The sequence below is a fragment of the Xanthobacter lutulentifluminis genome (genome assembly GCF_043194675.2).
GTDB lineage: Bacteria > Pseudomonadota > Alphaproteobacteria > Rhizobiales > Xanthobacteraceae > Xanthobacter.
In genome coordinates this window covers 4,607,440-4,626,426 of record NZ_CM195525.1, presented here as the reverse complement: position 1 = coordinate 4,626,426, position 18,987 = coordinate 4,607,440, and the positions used below count along the sequence as shown (strand labels likewise).

The 18,987-nt window shown below is 70.9% G+C and carries 13 protein-coding genes; 7 read left to right on the top strand and 6 right to left on the bottom strand.

Translation table 11 applies throughout. The features are described from left to right. Window positions 1-108: 108 nt before the first annotated feature. Together V5F49_RS21455 and V5F49_RS21450 are read right to left on the bottom strand one after the other, a co-directional pair. Window positions 109-2,250 carry a sodium-translocating pyrophosphatase gene (locus tag V5F49_RS21455; RefSeq protein ID WP_394115292.1) on the bottom strand — a complete coding sequence of 714 codons (2,142 nt, stop codon included), beginning with the start codon at window positions 2,248-2,250 and terminating at the stop codon, window positions 109-111. 230 nt (window positions 2,251-2,480) lie between these two features. Continuing rightward, window positions 2,481-5,996 carry a YhdP family protein gene (locus tag V5F49_RS21450; protein ID WP_394115291.1) on the bottom strand — a complete coding sequence of 1,172 codons (3,516 nt, stop codon included), beginning with the start codon at window positions 5,994-5,996 and terminating at the stop codon, window positions 2,481-2,483. 255 nt (window positions 5,997-6,251) lie between these two features. Between V5F49_RS21450 and V5F49_RS21445 the strand changes: the two genes are divergently transcribed. Next, window positions 6,252-6,725: a peroxiredoxin gene (locus V5F49_RS21445; RefSeq protein ID WP_394115290.1), complete on the top strand. Its 474-nt coding sequence runs from the start codon at window positions 6,252-6,254 to the stop codon at window positions 6,723-6,725. 241 nt (window positions 6,726-6,966) lie between these two features. On the opposite strand, the gene V5F49_RS21440 is transcribed toward V5F49_RS21445, so the two are convergent. From V5F49_RS21440 to V5F49_RS21430, 3 genes are read right to left on the bottom strand one after another with little or no spacing between them, the layout of a single operon-like run. Continuing rightward, a complete protein-coding gene (locus V5F49_RS21440; RefSeq protein WP_394115289.1) occupies window positions 6,967-7,743 on the bottom strand; it encodes a heme ABC transporter ATP-binding protein in 777 nt (258 codons plus the stop codon). A gap of 3 nt (window positions 7,744-7,746) precedes the next feature. Then, entirely contained in the window at window positions 7,747-8,811 is a 1,065-nt protein-coding gene (locus V5F49_RS21435; RefSeq protein WP_394115400.1) for a FecCD family ABC transporter permease, read from the bottom strand. 14 nt (window positions 8,812-8,825) lie between these two features. Continuing rightward, complete coding sequence (locus V5F49_RS21430) at window positions 8,826-9,809, bottom strand: heme/hemin ABC transporter substrate-binding protein (RefSeq protein WP_394115288.1); 984 nt, start codon at window positions 9,807-9,809, stop codon at window positions 8,826-8,828. Window positions 9,810-10,108: 299 nt separating this feature from the next. Between V5F49_RS21430 and V5F49_RS21425 the strand changes: the two genes are divergently transcribed. The 6 genes from V5F49_RS21425 to V5F49_RS21400 all read left to right on the top strand — a co-directional run bounded on the left by V5F49_RS21425 (window position 10,109) and on the right by V5F49_RS21400 (window position 16,668). Further along, a complete protein-coding gene (locus V5F49_RS21425) occupies window positions 10,109-12,307 on the top strand; it encodes a TonB-dependent hemoglobin/transferrin/lactoferrin family receptor (RefSeq protein WP_394115287.1) in 2,199 nt (732 codons plus the stop codon). 53 nt (window positions 12,308-12,360) lie between these two features. Then, window positions 12,361-12,696: a heme-degrading protein HmuQ gene (gene hmuQ, locus V5F49_RS21420; protein WP_394115286.1), complete on the top strand. Its 336-nt coding sequence runs from the start codon at window positions 12,361-12,363 to the stop codon at window positions 12,694-12,696. A 138-nt stretch (window positions 12,697-12,834) separates the two neighbouring features. Continuing rightward, window positions 12,835-14,343 (top strand): carboxypeptidase M32, encoded by a 1,509-nt coding sequence (locus V5F49_RS21415; protein WP_394115285.1) that lies wholly within the window; start codon window positions 12,835-12,837, stop codon window positions 14,341-14,343. A 99-nt stretch (window positions 14,344-14,442) separates the two neighbouring features. After that, window positions 14,443-14,817 (top strand): YciI family protein, encoded by a 375-nt coding sequence (locus V5F49_RS21410; protein ID WP_394115284.1) that lies wholly within the window; start codon window positions 14,443-14,445, stop codon window positions 14,815-14,817. A gap of 9 nt (window positions 14,818-14,826) precedes the next feature. Continuing rightward, window positions 14,827-16,080: an RNA polymerase sigma factor gene (locus V5F49_RS21405; protein WP_394115283.1), complete on the top strand. Its 1,254-nt coding sequence runs from the start codon at window positions 14,827-14,829 to the stop codon at window positions 16,078-16,080. Window positions 16,081-16,230: 150 nt separating this feature from the next. Next, window positions 16,231-16,668 carry a VOC family protein gene (locus V5F49_RS21400; RefSeq protein WP_394115282.1) on the top strand — a complete coding sequence of 146 codons (438 nt, stop codon included), beginning with the start codon at window positions 16,231-16,233 and terminating at the stop codon, window positions 16,666-16,668. A 365-nt stretch (window positions 16,669-17,033) separates the two neighbouring features. Here the strand turns inward: V5F49_RS21400 and V5F49_RS21395 are convergent, their stop codons facing one another. Then, entirely contained in the window at window positions 17,034-18,986 is a 1,953-nt protein-coding gene (locus V5F49_RS21395; RefSeq protein WP_394115281.1) for an ABCB family ABC transporter ATP-binding protein/permease, read from the bottom strand. Window position 18,987 lies beyond the last annotated feature (1 nt).

Genomic DNA, 18,987 nt, shown 5'->3' with positions numbered 1-18,987 from the left:
CGGTTTGGGCCCAAAGGGCCATGGGACATGTGGCGCCCCCGCCGGGTGGAGATGGCGAGAGCAGGGCGAGGGCGGAGCGGACGGCGCACCGCCCGCCCCGCCTGTTCCTCAGTGCCCCAGCACCGCCAGCAGCAGCAGGGCGACGATGTTGGTGATCTTGATCATGGGGTTCACGGCCGGGCCCGCCGTGTCCTTGTAGGGGTCGCCGACCGTGTCGCCGGTCACCGAGGCCTTGTGGGCCTCCGAGCCCTTGTAGTGGCGCACCCCGTCCTTATCCACGAAGCCGTCCTCGAACGACTTCTTGGCATTGTCCCAGGCGCCGCCGCCCGAGGTCATGGAGATGGCCACGAACAGGCCGGTGACGATGACGCCGAGCAGCATCGCCCCCACCGCCGAGAAGGCCGCCGACTTGCCGGCCGCCCCGCCCCCCGCCACGAAATAGATGACGAAGTAGCAGACGATGGGCGACAGCACCGGCAGCAGGGAGGGGATGATCATCTCCTTGATGGCGGCTTTCGTCAGCATGTCCACGGCGCGGGAATAGTCCGGCTTCTCGGTGCCGGCCATGATGCCGGGCTTCTCGCGGAACTGGCGGCGCACCTCCTCCACGATGGCGCCGGCGGCGCGGCCCACGGCGGTCATGCCCATGGCGCCGAAGAGATACGGAAGCAGGCCGCCGAACAGCAGGCCAACCACGACGTACGGATTCTCCAGCGAGAAGTTCGGCGCCACGCCGGCGAAGTAGGAGCCGGGCGCCGCCTGGGCCACGAAATACTTCAGGTCCTGGCTGTAGGCGGCGAACAGCACCAGCGCGCCGAGGCCGGCCGAGCCGATGGCATAGCCCTTGGTGACCGCCTTGGTGGTGTTGCCCACCGCGTCGAGCGCATCGGTGGACTGGCGCACCTCCTTCGGCAGGCCGGCCATCTCGGCGATGCCACCGGCATTGTCGGTGACCGGGCCGAAGGCATCGAGCGCCACGATCATGCCGGCGACGCCGAGCATGGTGGTGGCGGCGATGGCGATGCCGAACAGGCCGGCAAGACCGTAGGCGCACAGGATGCCGGCGACGATGACCAGCGTCGGCAGCGCGGTGGATTCCAGCGACACCGCGAGGCCCTGGATGATGTTGGTGCCGTGCCCCGTCACCGACGCCTGGGCAATCGACACCACCGGGCGATAGCCGGTGCCGGTGTAATATTCGGTGATGACGACGATGGCGCCCGTCACCGCAAGGCCGACGAGGCCGCACAAGAGCAGGCTGGTGCCGGTATAGCCCACCCCGGCGATCGGCCCGAAGCCGGGCAGGAGCCAGGTCACCGCGGCCAGCGCGATGATGGAGAAGCCGGCGGTGGCCATCAGGCCCTTGTAGAGCGCCCCCATGATGGAGGAGTTCGGCCCCAGCCGCACGAAGAAGGTGCCGGCGATGGAGGTGAGGATGCACGCGCCGCCGATGGCGAGCGGGTAGATCATCATGGTGGAGAGGGCCGCCGGGGTGGCGGCGAAGAAGATGGCGGCCAGCACCATGGTGGCGACCACCGTCACCGCATAGGTCTCGAACAGGTCGGCGGCCATGCCCGCGCAGTCGCCGACGTTGTCGCCCACGTTGTCGGCGATGGTGGCGGGGTTGCGCGGGTCATCCTCGGGGATGCCGGCCTCCACCTTGCCCACGAGGTCGCCGCCCACGTCCGCGCCCTTGGTGAAGATGCCGCCGCCGAGACGGGCGAAGATGGAGATGAGCGAGGCGCCGAAGCCCAGCGCCACCAGCGCATCCACCACCGTGCGGCTGTTGGGCGCGAAGCCGAGCGCCGCGGTGAGCACCAGGAAGTAGACGCTGACCCCGAGCAGAGCGAGGCCGGCCACCAGCAGGCCGGTCACCGCGCCCGCCTTGAAGGCGATGTCGAGGCCGCCGGCCAGCGACAGGGTGGCCGCCTGGGCGGTGCGCACATTGGCGCGGACCGACACGTTCATGCCGATGAAGCCGGCGAGGCCGGACAGGATGGCGCCGAGCGCGAAGCCGATGGCCACGAACCAGCCGAGGAACGCGCCCACGAGGATGAAGATGACGACGCCCACCAGACCGATGGTGGTGTACTGCCGCTTGAGGTACGCCTGCGCGCCCTCGGCGATGGCGGATGCGATCTCCTGCATCCGCGCGGTTCCCGGGTCCGCCGCCATCAGGGATTTGATGGCCCATACGCCATAAGCCACGGCCAGAAGGCCGCAGGCGATGATCAACACCAGAGCCAGCATTCTAACCCACCCTTTTTCGTTTCCAGCCTGTATTCTTTTATGGGGTGAGTGTGAGGGGTGCCGTGACCCACGGCAAGGGGCGTTCGGACAGGATGTCGCAGCAAAGCCCGAGCTCGCGCCGGTGACCGCGCGGCGCGATGCGGGCGCGGCGGGTCATCCCCCGGCCCGCGCGGGCGCGGTGCCGGGCTGCCGCCAGCCGCCGCCCTGTCAGGCGCGGCCGGCCGGAACCGTCAGCGGGTCGGGGGCGCGCTGCTCGAATCGCGGAATTCGAAGATCTTGCGCAGGAAGCCCGGCGCCACCGCCGAGATGGGATTGATGCGCAGGGTGGGCCCGGTGCCGAGCGGGCCGACGATCTCGAACGTCACGCCCAGGAGGCCCTCGTTCGGCCCGCCGCCGAGGAACAGGCCGATCACCGGCAGCTTCGAGAAGATGTTGTTGAGCGCGTAGGCCGGCACGAAGGTGCCGCGCACCGAGATGCGGTCGGCGGCGAAATCCAGCGTCCCGTCGAAGGTGGCGCCGAAGGACGGACCCCAGATGGCGCCTTCCTTGAACACGATCTTGCCGGTGGTGCGGGCGAACTGGCCCTGAGCCTTGTCGAAATAGGCGGTGCCGCCCTCCGAGCGACCGGAGGAATCGCGCGCGGCGCTGGCGAGGCGGTCCAGCCCCGGCTCGCCCCTGATGGAAAAGTCGCGCACGTGCAGCACGCCTTCCTGCGGCGTCGAATCGCTGCGCGGCGGGTCGACGATGAGCCAGGCCTCGCCGCCCTGCACCTTGGCGTAGATGTCGAGGAAGCGCAGCAGCGCGCCGGCGTCCGAGGTGGTGACCTGCAGGGCGCGCTCGCGGCCCTGCCAGTTGCGCATCTCGCCGGCCACGGAGCCGTCGCGCCCGGCCTTGGCGGTGAGCGTGAAGTCGCGCGTCTCCACCCCGCGGCGGGTCACGAACAGGTCGAACTGGCGCAGCACCTCGCCATTGTTGCCGGTGAGGGCGCCGATCTTGGCTTCCACGTCCACGTCCGGCGTCTTCTGGCTGCGCTGGCCGGTGGGGGCGGCGACGAGGCTCTTCATGATGCCGCGCGCGTCCATCACGTCGCCGGTGATGCGGATCTTCAGCACCGCGCCGGCCTTCTCGGCCTTCAGCGAGGCCTTGTCGCCGTCCGAGAGCTGGAAGGTGGGGAAGGTGGCGCCGATGAGGTCGCCGCTGTCGGAGAGCTCCAGCGAGCCCTTGAGCAGGGTGCCGGAGCCGTCCATCACCAGGTCGTCGAGGCGGACGGAATTGCCCTTGTCGTTCAGCACGAACCGCGCCTTCAGCGGCTTGCCGGCCGGCTTGCTGAGGCCGGGGATGAGGTCGGCGATGCGCGCGGCGGTCAGATCCGCCTCGATGGTGGCGCGGGTGTCCTTGTTGTTGGTGGTGCCGACGAGGCGGACGCCCACGTTGCCGGAGATGCCGGGAATGTCGAGGCCGAGGCGGCCGCGCGCGGCGTCGTCCAGCGTGGCGGAGATGCGGATGTCGGAATCCGCCACGTCCTTGCGCTTCTCGTACTCGAACGCCACCGGCGCCCCGGCGAGCTTGCCGTCGCCGCGCAGCACCACGCCGGCGGGCGAGGCGAAGGCCTTCACGCTGGCGCCTTCCAGCCGCTGGCCACGGAACACCTTGTCCACGCCGAAGTCGGTGAGGGTGGCCTCCAGCGAATAATCGAAATCCTCCGGCAGCGGCACCTTGCGGAAGGTGATGTTCACCTGCAGCAGCGCCGAGAAGCGCCCGCGCGTGGTGGAGGGGTCGAAGGCGGTGCCGGTGGGGCCCTTCAGCGGTTCCATGCCCAGCACCTCGACGGCGCCGTCGGCCGGCCCGTCGAACTTCACCTTGATCTGCGCGGAGGGCTCGCGCGGGAAATAGTCCGGCATCAGCATGGCGCCGTCGCTCACCGCGATCTTGCGGTTCTGCGGCGTCACCACCGTGCCGTCGGGCATGGTGATGCGCACCGAGCGGCCGGTGACGAGGATGGAGAGGCTGGCGTTGGTGATGGGCGGCAGCCCCTTCACCGGGCGCAGCGTCACGCCCTTGCCGTTGATGGTGAAGCGCACGCCGTCGTCCGGCAGCGGCACCTGCTTCTGGCCGATGAGGTCGAGCGGCAGGCGCACGGCGATGGTGATGCCGTCGGCGGTGCCGCCGGAAACATTGTCGATGGCGAACTGCCGCGCCGGCGGGGCGATGTTCACCGGCCAGAACCGCTTCACGGTGGCCACCGGCATGGGCGAGGCCACGCCGTCGAACTTCACGTAGGGCACGTCCACGCCGAAATCGAACAGCGCGGTGAAGGTGAAGCTGCCGGCGGGGGAGGACAGGAAGCCGGTGTCGGCGATCAGCCGGCGGGTCGGCGGATCGAACCGGCCGGCCACCTCCACCTTGTCGATGGCGAGGTTCGGCTCCGGCATCTCCTTGCCGGCGAGAACCACCTGCTTGGGGCCGATCTGGAACGGCCAGGGCTCGGCCATGGTGGCGGGCACCCGCACCTCGCCGAGCAGGGAGATGACGTTCTCGCCCTTCACCGCCTCGACGGGGGCGAGCGCGATGACGCGGCGCGTCACGTCCAGCGTGGCGCCGAGCCGGGCGCGGTCGATGACGAAGCGCTCTTCCGGGTCCTCGCCGCTGCCCATGGCGCCGGCGCCGAGATCGAGCCGCGCGGTCAGGGCCTTCAGGTCGCCCTCCAGCGAGAGGGTGGCGTTCAGCGAGGCATCGAGCGGGGTGTCGATGTAGAAGCGCCGCTGGTCCTGCGCGAATGCCTGCAGCAGGTCGCGGGTGGAGAGGTTGCGGATGGAGACGTCCATGGCCCGCACGCCGTCGCGCGCGGCGCCGATGCGGGCGACGGCGGTGGCCACCCCCTGCGGCGACTGGCTGGTGAAGGTCAGCTCCGCCCCGCCCCCCTGCGGCCGCGCAAGCCGCACGCTGATGTGCTGGAACACGATGCGCCGGCCGGCGCTCTCGTTCTCGACGATGACGGTGCCGTCCTTCAGGCCCACGTCGGCAAGCGCGCCGCCGTCGAAGCCGGCGGTCTCCAGCTCGTTCATCCAGCGGGCGATGAAGACCGGCTTCAGCGGGTCGAAATCCATCGCCGGCGCCGCCGCCTGCTGCGCCGGGGCGGCGGCGGACGGCGGGGCGGAAGCATCGGGCTGGGACGGGGCCGCGGGCGCACCGGGGGCCGGCGTCGCGGGGGTCCCCTTCGCGGCGGTGGGCGAGATCGCCTTCGCGCCCTTGCCGGTGGCCACGGCCACATGGCCCGAGGCGGCGATGCGCACCGTCATCTCGGCGCCCACGAGGTCGATGCGCCGCGCCTTGGGCATGAGCGAGAGCAGCGAGCCCTCCAGCTCCACCTCGGCGCTGGGCGCGCTCGCCACCAGCTGCCCGTCGGGCGCGGTGACGCGGATGTCGTGCACCACCACCGTGGTGGCGCCGCTGCTGCTCCGCTCCATGGAGGTGGAGCCTATGGCCACGTGGTGGCCGCCGCCGATGCGCTCTTCCAGCGCCCGTTCGATGTAGGGGGTGGCGATGTTGGCGGTGACGATGCCGGTGGCGATCAGCGCATAGAGCGTCACCGCCGCAACGCCGCCCAGCGCGATCAGGATGAGGCACGTGCCCACGATAATGCGCGTCGCCCGGTTGCGGGGGACCAGCGCACCCATGATGCCGTGGAACCGGAAGCGTCGCGGCTGGCGCCGCGCCTGCTCCGGGTTGCGCACCCTCTCCTCCATCCCGTTCCTTCCGCCTTCCAGCGCCGGCCCCTGCCGGGCCGGCTCCCCCCGTCGCGCCCCCTCGATCGGACGCCGCGGCCGCGCGGCGATTCGTCCGCGCCGGCGCGATTGACCCTAACCTGCGTGTCCCTCGTAAAGATGAGGTGGATCAACTCCCGCGCAGGTTACCATGTGCGCCCGGAAGTCGGCGATCTTGTGGGTCCTCCCAAGGCCGCCCCGCCCCGTATGGCGCCGAACACGTCGAAAGGAAGGCGGATGGCGAGTTTTCCTGCCACCGGCGCCAAGGCGCCCGCGTTCAAGCTGGCCCGTGATGGCGGCGGAACGGTATCCCTTGCCGATTTCAAGGGCCGCAAGCTGGTGCTCTATTTCTATCCCAAGGCCAACACCACGGGCTGCACCAAGGAGGCCATCGCCTTCAACGGCCTGAAGGCCGACTTTGCCGCAGCCGACACCGACATCCTCGGCGTCTCCGCGGACGCGGTGAGCGCGCAGGACAAGTTCCGCGACAAGTACGACCTCTCCTTCCCCCTCGGCTCGGACCCGGACAAGGCCATGCTGGAGGCCTATGGCGTGTGGGTGGAGAAGAGCATGTACGGCCGCAAGTACATGGGCATCGAGCGGGCGACCCTGCTCATCGGCCGCGACGGCAAGGTGGCGCAGGCCTGGCCCAAGGTGAAGGTGGCCGGCCACGCCGAGGAGGTGCTGAAGGCGGCGCAGGCGCTGGCCTGAGCGGACGGCCGGCGGGGGCGGCATCGCCCTCGCCTCCTCCGGCAGGGCGGTGCTGCCCGTGCTGTTCCCTTCCCGGAGCAGCGGACATTGCCGCGCCCGCTGCGGAATCGCGATGCGGGTCCCGCGACGCTGCGGTGCCTTCCCCCTCGAACGTGCCCCGATGCCGGGGCGCGATAGCGATGCCACGGCCCGGCTGCCCTGCCCGCGCCCGGCTGCACGCCCCCTGCCCGCGCCCCTGCCCTCACGGCGCCGGTCGCACGTTCTGCGGCAGCACGAACGGGCCCGGCGGCGCCACGCCGAGGCGCACGCGGATGCCGAAGGCGTCGTCCAGCACCTCTTCCGTCAGCACCGACTCCACCGGCCCGGCGGCGCGGATGCGTCCGCCCGCCAGCACCACCAGCTCGTCGGCGACCATGGCCGCCAGATTCAGGTCGTGCAGCACCGCCAGCACGCCGCCGCCGGCATCCGCGTGGGCGCGGGCGAGGCGCAGCACGGTGAGCTGGTGGGCGAGGTCGAGGCTCGCGGTGGGCTCGTCGAGGAAGAGGTAGGCTGGCGCATCGCCCCGCGCGAGCTCCAGCTGGGCGAGGATGCGGGCCAGCTGCACCCGCTGGCGCTCACCGCCGGAGAGGCTGTCGTAGCGGCGGTTGGCGAAGCCCGGCAGGTCCACCAGCGCCAGCAGGCGGTGGATGCGCGCGCCGTCGCGGGCGTCGGCCGCCATCAGCCCGGCGGCGATCACCTCGCCGGCGGTGAAGGGGAAGGCCACCTCCACCGATTGCGGCAGCACCGCCCGCCGCTGCGCCAGCGCCAGGGGCGCCATGTCGCGGATCGGCACGCCATCCAGCAGCACGCGGCCGGCAGCGGGTCGCAGCTCGCCCGAGAGCGCCTTGAGCAGGGTGGACTTGCCGGCCCCGTTCGGCCCCACCAGCACGCTCACCGCGCCGGGGCGCAGCGCCAGCGTGGCGCCATCGAGCAGGACGCGGCCGGCGGCGGTCACGCGCAGGTTCTCAGCGACATACATGGCTCACCCCACGAAGGCCCGGCGGCGCAGCAGCAGCCAGAGGAAGAACGGCGCCCCCACCAGCGCGGTGACCACGCCCAGCGGCAGCTCGGCCGGGGCGGCGATCATGCGCGCGAGGATGTCGGCGCCCAGCAGCACCGCCACCCCGAGCAGCGCCGAGGCGGGCAGCAGCACCCGGTGGGACGGGCCGATGACGAGCCGCGCGAGGTGCGGCACCACCAGCCCGATGAAGCCCACCACCCCCGCCGCCGCCACCGAGGCGCCCACCCCGGCCGCCACCGCGACGATGGCGAGCTTCTTCAGCCGCTCCACCGCGACACCGGCGTGGAACGCCTCCGCCTCTCCCAAAGCCAGCGCGTCGAGCCCGCGGGCGAGGAAAGGCGCCGCCGCCAGAAGGCCGAGCACGAAGGGAGCCACCAGCGCCGCCTTGATCCAGGTGGCGCCGCCGAGGCTGCCGAGGGTCCAGAACAGGAATTCCCGCGTCTGCTGCTCGGAGGCGAGGAAGACGAGGACGCCGGTGCCTGCGCTCGCCAGCGCCCCGAGCGCAAGGCCCGCGAACAGCAGCGTCGCCACCGAGGTCCGCCCCTCCCGCGCGGCGAGGCGGGCGATGAGGAGGGTGGTGGCGAGCCCGCCGGCGAAGGCCGCCAGCGGCAGGCCGAGCGGCTGCAGCGGGCCGGGCAGCAGCGCCGCCAGCGGCGCGCCGAACACCACGAACGCCACCGCCGCCAGCGCCGCCCCGGGCGCGACGCCGACAAGGCCGGGATCGGCCAAAGGATTGCGGAACACCCCCTGCATCACCGCCCCGGCCACCGCCGTGCCCGCGCCGGTGAGCGCGCCCACCACGGCGCGCGGCAGGCGCACATCCAGCACCACGATGCGCTCGCGCAGGCTTGCCGTGGGCGCGGCGCCGGTCAGCGCCTCCCACAGGATCGCCAGCACCCGCCCCGGGGCGATGGTGAACGGGCCGATGGCGAGCGCCCCCAGCACCGCGAGCACGGCGAGGCCCGCGAACACGGCAAGCCCCGTCGCGACCGGACGCAGGGCGCGCGGTTCCGCCTTGGCGGCCATGGCGGCCTGCGCGCTCACTGGTCCGCCTCCGTGGCCCAGGTGCGCGGCGGGAGCGGCGGCAGGCTCGCGGAGGGGTGGAGCGCGGCGGCGAGATCGCGGGCGGCGCGGGGCGCGCGCGGGCCGAAGCCCAGCAGGTAGGAGCCCGGCAGCACCACGAACCGCCGGTCGCGGGCGGCCGGGGTTCCGGCGAAGGCCGGAAGCGCCAGCACGGTATCGGCGTCGAGCGCCTGCCCGCCGCCCTTCATCACCACCACCGCCTCCGGCTCGGCGGTCATGGCGGCCTCGTCGAGCGCCGGCTTGAAGCCCTCCAGCGCGGCCATGGCATTGGCGGCGCCGGCGAGGCGCAGGATGGCGTCGGCCGAGGTGCCGGCCCCGCCCACCACCGCCGCCCCGCCGGCGGCCGAGAGCACGAACACCGCGCGGGGGCGATCCGGCAGGCGGGCGACCATGGCGTCGAGGGCGGCGAAATCCGCCGCCACCTCGGCGGCGAGCGCCCTGCCCCGCTCGTCCTCGCCCACCGCGCGCGCCACCGCCGCGATCTTGCGCAGGACGCCGTCGCGATCTTGCGCCTCCGGCACCAGCACCACCGGCACCGAGGCGTGCCGCAGCACGTCGAGGGTGGAGCGCGGGCCGGCGCCCTCGGCGGCGATGATCAGGCTCGGCCCCACCGAGAGCACGCCTTCGGGCGACAGGGCGCGGGAATAGCCCACGTCCGGGCGGGCGCGGACGGCGGCGGGGTAGCGGCTGGTCTGGTCCACCGCCACGACGCGGTCGCCGAGGCCGAGGGCGAACAGGATCTCCGTCACCGCGCCGCCGATGGAGACGATGCGGGACGTGTCGGGCCGCGCGGTGGACGCGGGCACGGAGGAAGCGGGGGCGGCCGAAGCGGGGGCGGCCGTGGCGCCCGCATCGGCGGCACGCGCCACGGACATCAGAAGCAGCGGCGCGACCGCGAGGACGGCACAGGCCGCCGCCCGGTGCGGTGCAGCACGCATCATGAATTTAGACAATTTCCATTCCATCTATTCGAATCACCTCACCACATCGACTCGACAGTTTTGAATTCATCAAAATCAAAACCCGCATGCCGTATGTGCTCTAATTGCAAACATCTGTGCCGATATTTGCGATCATTGGCAACAGGGGGAGCGTTGTTCTTGACCGGAATGCGGCAACGCTCTACCCAGCAGTCAGCGGGCACGTCGTGCCCGCAGCGCGCCACGTCCCCGGGCGGTGTCCCCCCCCCCGGGCTGACGGTAGCCAGCCCGATTCATCTGCCGGTTTCGGAGAGGCGATCATGGCGCTCGGCCCGCAGCGCGCGGCTGCATTTCATCGCAAGAGACACATCCTGGCCTGCGGCGTCGCCGCATCGGCGCTGCTGCTGGGAGCTGCCGCGGCGCGCGCCCAGTCGGCGCCCGCCGAGCCGGCCGAGGCCGGCGCGAGCGACGCCACGCTCGACACCATCACGGTGGCCGCCTCCCTCACGCAGGAGCGGGCCATCGATGCGCTCGCCGCCATCAGCGTGGTGCGGCAGGACGACCTGGAACAGCTGATGCCCTCGCGCACGCAGGACGTGTTCTTCGGCATGCCGGGCACCAGCGTGATCCAGAACGGCAATTCCACGCAGGCTTCCATCAACATCCGCGGCCTGCAGGACTTCGGCCGTGTCGCGGTGTTCGTGGACGGGGCGCGGCAGAACTTCACCCAGCTCGGCCACGGCACCGGCGCCGGCTCGTTCTTCCTGGAGCCGGGGCTGCTGGCGGACGTGGACGTGGTGCGCGGGCCGGTGTCCAACGTCTACGGCTCGGGCGCCATCGGCGGCGTGGTCACCTTCCGCACCAAGGATGCCGACGACATCATCAAGCGCGGCCAGACCTGGGGCGTGGAGGCGCTGGGCGAGTTCGGCTCCAACGGGCCGATGGGCTTCGGCGCGCTGTTCGCGGCGGCGCGGGTGGGCCAGAACATCGACCTGTTCCTCGGCGGCACCTATCGCGGCCAGGGCGACTACAAGGATGGCAACGGCGACGTGGTGCCCGGCACCGGCTACGACACCTGGACCGGCACCGCCAAGGCCACCTTCCGCCCGGCCGACTTCCACGAGGTGAAGCTCACCGCGCTCAATTATTCGGCCGACTACACCACCTACAACGCCGCGCTGGTGAACGGCGACATCCCCGCCACCGCCACCCAGTACGGCACCACCGTGCTGAACCAGACGGCGACCGCCAGCTACAACTACTCGAACCCCGACGACATGTGGTTCGACTGGCGCAGCACCCTCTACTGGAATCGCGTCAAGCAGAGCCAGCTGAAGGTGGCCGGCACGTCCAGCTCCATCACCGGCGCCATCGGCGACCCGCGCTATTTCACCATCGACACGGTGGGCTTCGACGCCAACAACACCTCGCGCTTCGCCTGGAACGGCATCCGCAATGCCATCACCGTGGGCGGCGACTACTTCCACGACAACGTGGACAACGTGGACGACTACGGCTTCGGCGACGGCTACAACCCCTCCGGCGAGCGCGGGGTGGGCGGCGCCTTCGTGCAGTGGAAGGCGAACTATTCCACCTGGTTCGAATCCATCGCCGCGCTGCGCTACGACACCTACACCCTCTCCGGCGACGGGGTTTCCACCGACGGCAACCACCTCTCGCCCAAGCTCACCATCGGCCTCACCCCGCTCACCGGCTTCACCTTCTACGGCACCTACGCGGAGGGCTACCGCGCCCCGGCCGTGACCGAGACGCTGGTGAACGGCGCGCACCCGCCCAACATCCCGCTCGTGTTCTGCCCGGATGGCAGCTACGGCGTGTTCTGCTTCGTGCCCAATCCCAACCTGCGGCCCGAGATCGGCAAGAACAAGGAAATCGGCGTCAACCTGAAGTATGATGACGTATTCACCAAGGGCGACAAGTTCCGCGCCAAGGCCAACATCTACCGCAACGACGTGGACGACTACATCGAGCTGGTCGGCTACAACATGACCATGTTCGGCACCTACGCCGACTACCAGTACCAGAACATCGCCCGCGCGCGCATCCAGGGCTTCGAGCTGGAGAGCACCTACGATACCGGGCCGTGGTTCGCCGGCTTCAATGTCACGCTCAACGAGGGCGAGGACCTGGTGGACAACCAGCCGCTCGCCAACATCATGCCCAGCAACGTGGCGGGAACGCTGGGCGCGCGCTTCCTCGACAACCGGCTGACGGTCTCGGTGCGCTGGCAGTGGGTGGCGGCCAAGACGCTGGCCGACCTGCCCACCGACACGCCCTACGAGCCCACGCCATCGTTCAATCTCGTGAATGTCTACCTGGGCTACCAGCCGAGCGAGAACGTGCTGGCCTCCCTCTCCGTTGAGAACCTGCTCAACGAGCAGTACACTCAATACCAGCAGTTCCTGCCCAGCGCCGGCCTCACCGTGAAGGGCGGCCTGCGCATCCGGTTCGGGGCGGAGGAGATCGCCGCGGCATCGCCTTCCCCCGCCGTTCGATAGCCACGCCGCGCCGGCGCAGCCAATTCACCCCATCGATTGCACGGAGTGACAAAATGTTCATTGCCACCAACAGGTTCAAGGTGAAGCACGGTTCGGAGACCGAGTTCGAGCGCGTGTGGCGCGAGCGCGACAGCTACATCGCCGCCGTGCCCGGCTTCGTCGCCTTCGACCTGTGCCGCGGGCCGGAAAAGGAGGAGTACACCCTTTACATCTCCCACACCGTGTGGGCGACCCGCGCCGATTTCGAGGCCTGGACCAAGTCGGACGCCTTCCGCCTCGCCCACCGCGATGCCGGCGCCTCCTCCAACCGGGTCAACTATATCGGCGGGCCGGAGTTCGAGGGCTTCGAATCGGTCCTCTCGCTGGCGCCGGCCGACAAGGCCGCCTGAGCCCCTTCGGGTCCCCCGCCCCGGCAGAGCCCGGCCCGGCCCCAGCGCCGGCGCCGGGCTTTTGCGTTTTCGCGCCCTTTCCTCCGGCCGCGCGCTTCACTACCGTCTGCGGCCGGGCCGAGGAGACCTCACAGGCACATGACCGCATATTCGCAGCTTTCAGCCCATTTCGACCGCGCCGCCGCCCTCGCCAACGGCATCGGCATCCTGCAGTGGGACAGCGACACCATGATGCCCAAGGGCGCCGCCGCCACCCGGGCGGAGACGCTGGCGCTGCTGCGCGTGCTCCATCACGGCATGGTGACCGACCCGCGCATCGGCGAATGGCTGGAGCGCGCCGACGACGGCGAGCTCGGCCCGTGGGAGCGCGCCAACCTGCGCGAGATCACCCGCCTCTACACCATCCAGACCGCCTTGCCCGCCGACCTCGTGGAAGCGGCGAGCCGCGCCGCCTCCAGGTGCGAGATGGCGTGGCGGCAGGCGCGGGCGGATTCCGATTTTCCCGCCCTGCTGCCGCATCTGGAAGAGGTGCTGAAGCTGCAGCGGGAGATGGGGCGCGCCAAGGGCAAGAAGCTCGGCCTTTCGCCCTATGACGCGCTGCTGAACGACTACGAGCCGGGCGGCCGCTCCGCCCGCATCGACGCGCTGTTCGACGACCTCGCCGCCTTCCTGCCCGGCTTCACGCAGGAGGTGCTGGCGGTGCAGGCACGCCGTCCCGCCACCCCGCCGCTGGACGGGCCGTTCGCGGTGGAGGCCCAGCGCGCGCTGGGCGTGGAGATGATGAAGGTGGTCGGCTTCGACTTCGAGCGCGGCCGGCTCGATGTCTCCACCCATCCCTTCTGCGGCGGCGCCGACAACGACGTGCGCATCACCACCCGCTACGACGAGGCGGATTTCTCGAAAGCCCTCATGGGCGTGCTGCACGAGACCGGCCACGCGCTCTACGAGCAGGGCCGCCCGCAGGCCTTCATCCACCAGCCGGTGGGTCAGGCGCGCTCCATGAGCGTGCACGAGAGCCAGTCCCTGCTGATGGAGATGCAGGCCTGCCGCAGCCGCGAGTTCCTCACCTTCGCCGCCCCGCGCATGCGCGCCGCCTTCGGTGGCAGCGGCCCGGCGTGGGAGGCGGACGCCCTGTGGCGGCTCTATACCCGCGTCGAGCGCGGCTTCATCCGCGTGGATGCGGACGAGGTGACCTATCCCGCCCATGTCATCCTGCGCTTTCGCATCGAGAAGGCGCTGATCGCCGACGAGATGCGCCTTGCCGACCTGCCGGGCGCGTGGGCCGAGGGGATGCAGCAGCTGCTTGGCGTCACGCCCCCCGACGACCGGCACGGCTGCCTGCAGGACATCCACTGGCCGAGCGGCGGCTGGGGCTATTTCCCCACCTACACCCTCGGCGCCATGACGGCGGCCCAGCTGTTCGACGCCGCCTGCCGCGCGGATGGCGACGTGCTGCCCGGCATCGCCCGCGGCGATTTCGCCCCGCTGCTGGCGTGGCTGCGCGCCAACGTCCACAGCCAGGGCTCGCTGCTGGAGACCGATGCGCTCCTGACCCGCGCCACCGGCCGTGCTCTGGATGCCGGCGTGTTCAAGGCCCATCTGGTGCGGCGCTACGGCGGCGCCATGGAGCAGGATCAGGCGGCCTGAGGGGCGCGCCTTGCGCCCCGCCACGCGCGATTTTCCCGGCCGGGCTGTCGGTTCCGGCCGGGCACTCGCGTCCTTGCCCTGACGAGAGGGAGAACCGCCATGATGTACGCCATCCTCTGCTACCACGAGGAAGACGTGGTCTGCGCCTGGAGCCAGGAGGAGGACCAAGCCGTCATGGCGAAGCTCGCCGTGGTGCAGGAGCGGCTGACGAAAGCCGGCAAGATGGGCGCCTCCCTGCGCCTCCTCCCCACCACCGCCGCCACCACCCTGCGCAAGACCGAGGACCCGCCCCTCGTGCTCGACGGCCCGTTCGCCGAGACCAAGGAGCAGTTGCTCGGCTTCTATCTGGTGGACGCCGACGACCTCGAGGACGTGCTGTCCATCGCCCGCGATCTGGCCGCCGCCAATCCCGGCGGGGCCTATGAGATCCGCCCCGTGGGCGCCTTCTTCCCCGATCGCCGCGCCGCGCCCTGAGCGGCCGCCATGTCCGCCGCCGATCCGGCCTGGATCAATGCCGCCCTCACCGCCGCCCGGCCGCAGGCGGTGGCGGCGCTCCTGCGCTATTTCCGCGATCTCGACACCGCCGAGGAGGCCTATCAGGAAGCCTGCCTCCGGGCCCTGCGCACCTGGCCGCAGAACGGGCCGCCGCGCGATCCGGCGGCGTGGCTGATCCTGGTGGGCCGCAATGCCGGCCTCGACGGCACCCGCCGCGCCGCCCGCCTCGCGCCCCTGCCGCCGGACGAGCACCTCTCCGACCTCGACGACGCCGAGGCGCCGCTGGCCGAGCGGCTGGACAATTCCCACTACCGCGACGACGTGCTGCGCCTGCTGTTCATCTGCTGCCATCCGGACCTGCCGGCCACCCAGCAGATCCCGCTGGCGCTGCGCATCGTCTCCGGGCTGAGCGTGCGCCAGATCGCCCGCGCCTTCCTGGTGAGCGAGGCGGCGATGGAGCAGCGCATCACCCGCGCCAAGGCGCGCATCGCGCGGGCGGACGTGCCGTTCGAGGCGCCGGGCGCGGTGGAGCGGGCGGAGCGGCTCGGCGCGGTGGCGGCCATGATCTATCTGGTGTTCAACGAGGGCTATTCCGCCGGCCCCGACCCCGACCGCGCCGGCCTCGCCGAGGATGCCATCCGCCTTGCCCGCCTGCTGCTGCGCCTGTTCCCGGCCGAGCCGGAGATCATGGGGCTCACCGCGCTGATGCTGCTGCAGCACGCCCGCGCCGCCGCGCGCTTCGATGCGGAGGGCCGGGTGGTCCTGCTGGACGACCAGGACCGCGCCCTGTGGGATGCCCCGCGCATCGCCGAGGGGCTGGCGCTGATCGACAAGGCGATCCGCCATCGCCGGCCCGGCGCCTATCAAGTGCAGGCGGCCATCGCCGCGCTGCATGCCCGCGCAAGGCGCCCGCAGGATACGGACTGGGCGCAGATCGACGCGCTCTATGCGACGCTGGAGCTGATGCAGCCCTCGCCCGTGGTCACGCTCAACCGGGCGGTGGCGCTCAGCAAGGCCAGTGGGCCGGAAGCCGCGCTGGCGCTGGTGGAGCCACTCGCGGCGAACCTTTCCGGCTATTTCCATTTCCATGGCACGCGCGGTGCGCTGCTGCTCCAGCTCGGCCGCAAGACGGAGGCGCGCGAGGCCTTCACCCGCGCCATCGCCCTCGCCAACACGCCGGCGGAGGCAGATCATATCCGTACCCACCTCGACCGCCTCGCGGCGGGGGCGGAGATGCCGTAAGGCCGAGCCTTGCGGAAAGCGCGCGAAAAAATCCGCGACCCGTGTCGGCACGCCGTCACGTCCCGCGTTCTTGATGCGAGGGGCGTCCTGCACGCCGCCCCCGCCCCCATTCAGGCCCGCCCGCACCGGGCCTGCCGCCAGGAGGAAAAGATGGCTGAAGCTGCCGAGACCATGCCGACGATCGACGCGTCCGCCATGCCGCCGGTGAAGGGGCCGCTGACGCCCTATCTCACCCTCAAGGGTGCCATGAAGGCCGCCGAATTCTACGCCGCCGCGCTGGGCGCCGAGATCGCCTTCGCCATGCCGCCGGACGAGAGCGGGCGCACCATGCACATCCATCTGTATGTGCACGGCGCCTCGCTGATGCTCGCGGACCACTATCCCGAATACTGTGCCGGCGGCGATTTCGAGACCCCGGCCGGCTTCAACCTGACCCTGCACGTGGCCGACACCGACGCCGCCTTCGCCCGCGCGGTGGAGGCTGGCGCCACCGCCATGATGGCGCCGGAAAACACCTTCTGGGGCGCGCGCTATGCGCAGGTAAAGGACCCGTTCGGCGTGGTCTGGGCCTTCAACCAGCCGCTGTGAGGGGTCGGCGGGCCGGAGGCGAAACCCAAGCCTGCGGCTCGCGAGGGATCCTCGGCCCGGGCCGAACGGCAATGGCGGCATGGGCCCGGCGCCGCGCGGGGCCGACGGTCCGGGCGGGGGAAACCGCTTCCCGGCCGCCGGCGACCCGGGGGAGGCATCGGGCCCATACGGCTGCCCGCGACACGGAAGGCCGTCGTGCCAGCCGGCTATCCGCGAAAGGGAAGGCTGTCGCGCCAACCGGCGACCCGCGACCGAGCGTTGGGGCATCGCCCCATCCGGGGCCCTGCCCCAACGCTCAGCGCGTGATGCCTGATGGCGTGGTGGCGCAGGGCGGTCGCCCTGTCCCGATGCGGCGCGGGCAGGCCTCAGCCGAGCGCCGCGGCCTGCTCCTCCTCGATCACGTCGGCCTCGGACTTCACCGGCCGCCCCTCCGCGCCGGACGCCTCGCCGGCGGCACGGGCCAGCGCCTCGGCGGCATCGTCCGCCTCGCGCTGGCGGTTCCACAGGGCCGCATAAAGGCCGCCGCGGGCCAGCAGCTCGGCGTGGCAGCCGCGCTCCGCCACCCGCCCCTCGGCGAGCACGAGGATCTCGTCGGCCGTCACCACGGTGGAGAGCCGGTGGGCGATGACCAGCGTGGTCCGCCCCTCGGACACCCGGTCGAGCGCGTCCTGGATGTCCTTCTCCGTATGGCTGTCGAGGGCCGAGGTGGCCTCGTCCAGCACCAGGATGGGCGGCGCCTTCAGGATGGTGCGGGCGATGGCCACCCGCTGCTTCTCGCCGCCGGAGAGCTTCAGCCCCCGCTCGCCCACCTCGGTGCGGTAGCCCTTGGGGGTGGCACGGATGAAGCCGTCGATCTGGGCGAGGCGCGCCGCCTCCTCCACGTCAGCGTCGGTGGCATCGGGCCGGCCGTAGCGGATGTTGTAGGCGATGGTGTCGTTGAACAGCACCGTGTCCTGCGGCACCATGCCGATGGCCGCGCGCAGGCTTTCCTGCCGCACCTCGCGGATGTCCTGCCCGTCGATGGTGATGCGGCCCGACTGGATGTCGTAGAAGCGGAACAGCAGCCGCGAGAGGGTGGACTTGCCCGCGCCGGAGGGGCCGACGATGGCGACCGTGCGCCCGGCCGGCACCTCGAACGAGATGCCCTTGAGGATCTCGCGGCCGGGATCATAGGCAAAGCGCACGTTCTCGAACCGAACCGTGCCGCCACTGACGACGAGTTCGGGAGCGCCGGGGGCGTCCATGACCTCGGGAGCCTTTGCCAGCACTTGAAACATGGCCTCGATATCCACCACCGCCTGCTTGATCTCGCGATAGATGAACCCCAGGAAGTTCAGCGGGATATAGAACTGCACCATCATGGCATTGACCATGACGAACGAGCCCACCGTCTGCCGTCCAGCGCGGATATCGAGCACGCACATCACCATCACGGCCGCAAGACCGATGGAGAAGATGAACGCCTGCCCGGCATTCAGCCAGGAAAGGGAGGTATAGGTATTGACGGTGGCGGATTCATACCGCGCCATGGAGCGGTCGTAACGCGCTGCCTCGCGACGCTCGGCGCCAAAATACTTGACGGTTTCATAGTTCAGCAGGCTGTCGACGGCCTTGGTATTGGCGTCCGTGTCGCTCTCGTTCATCTCCTTGCGGATGTTCAGCCGCCACTCGCTGGCCCGATAGGTGAACACGCCATAGGCAAGAACAGTGACCGCCACAACCAGAGCATAGCGCCAGTCAAACGCGAAGAACAGCACCACCATGACCATGACCAGCTCGACAATCGTCGGTGCCAGCTGAAGAACCAGCATGCGGACAATGGTTTCGATGCCGGAGCGGGCACGTTCCAGCACGCGCGTCAGCCCGCCGGTCTTGCGTTCCAGGTGGAAACGCAGGGAGAGGGCGTGCATATGCTCGAACGTCTCCAGCGCCAGCTTGCGCACGGCGTTCAGCGCCACCTTGGCGAAGATGCCGTCCCGCAGCTGCGTCACCCCGGCCATGACGATGCGCCCGAGCCCGTAAGCCAGCGTCAGCGCAACCGGCGCGCCGACGACAAGTGCCCAGAATCCAACGCCTTGCGGAGCCCCATCGCCCCGCGCCACCTCGTCGGTGAGGGCATCGGTGGCCCATTTGAACAGGAACGGCACCGCCATGGTCGCGCCCTTGGACGCGAACAGGAGCGCGAAAGTAACGACCACCCGCGCCCGCAGATCCGCCCGCTCGGCCGGCCAGAGGTAGGGCCACAGGCCGCGCAGGGTGTCGAGCAACGCATCGGCGGAGACGGGGCGCCGCCCCGATCCGGAAGAGGATGTGGACATG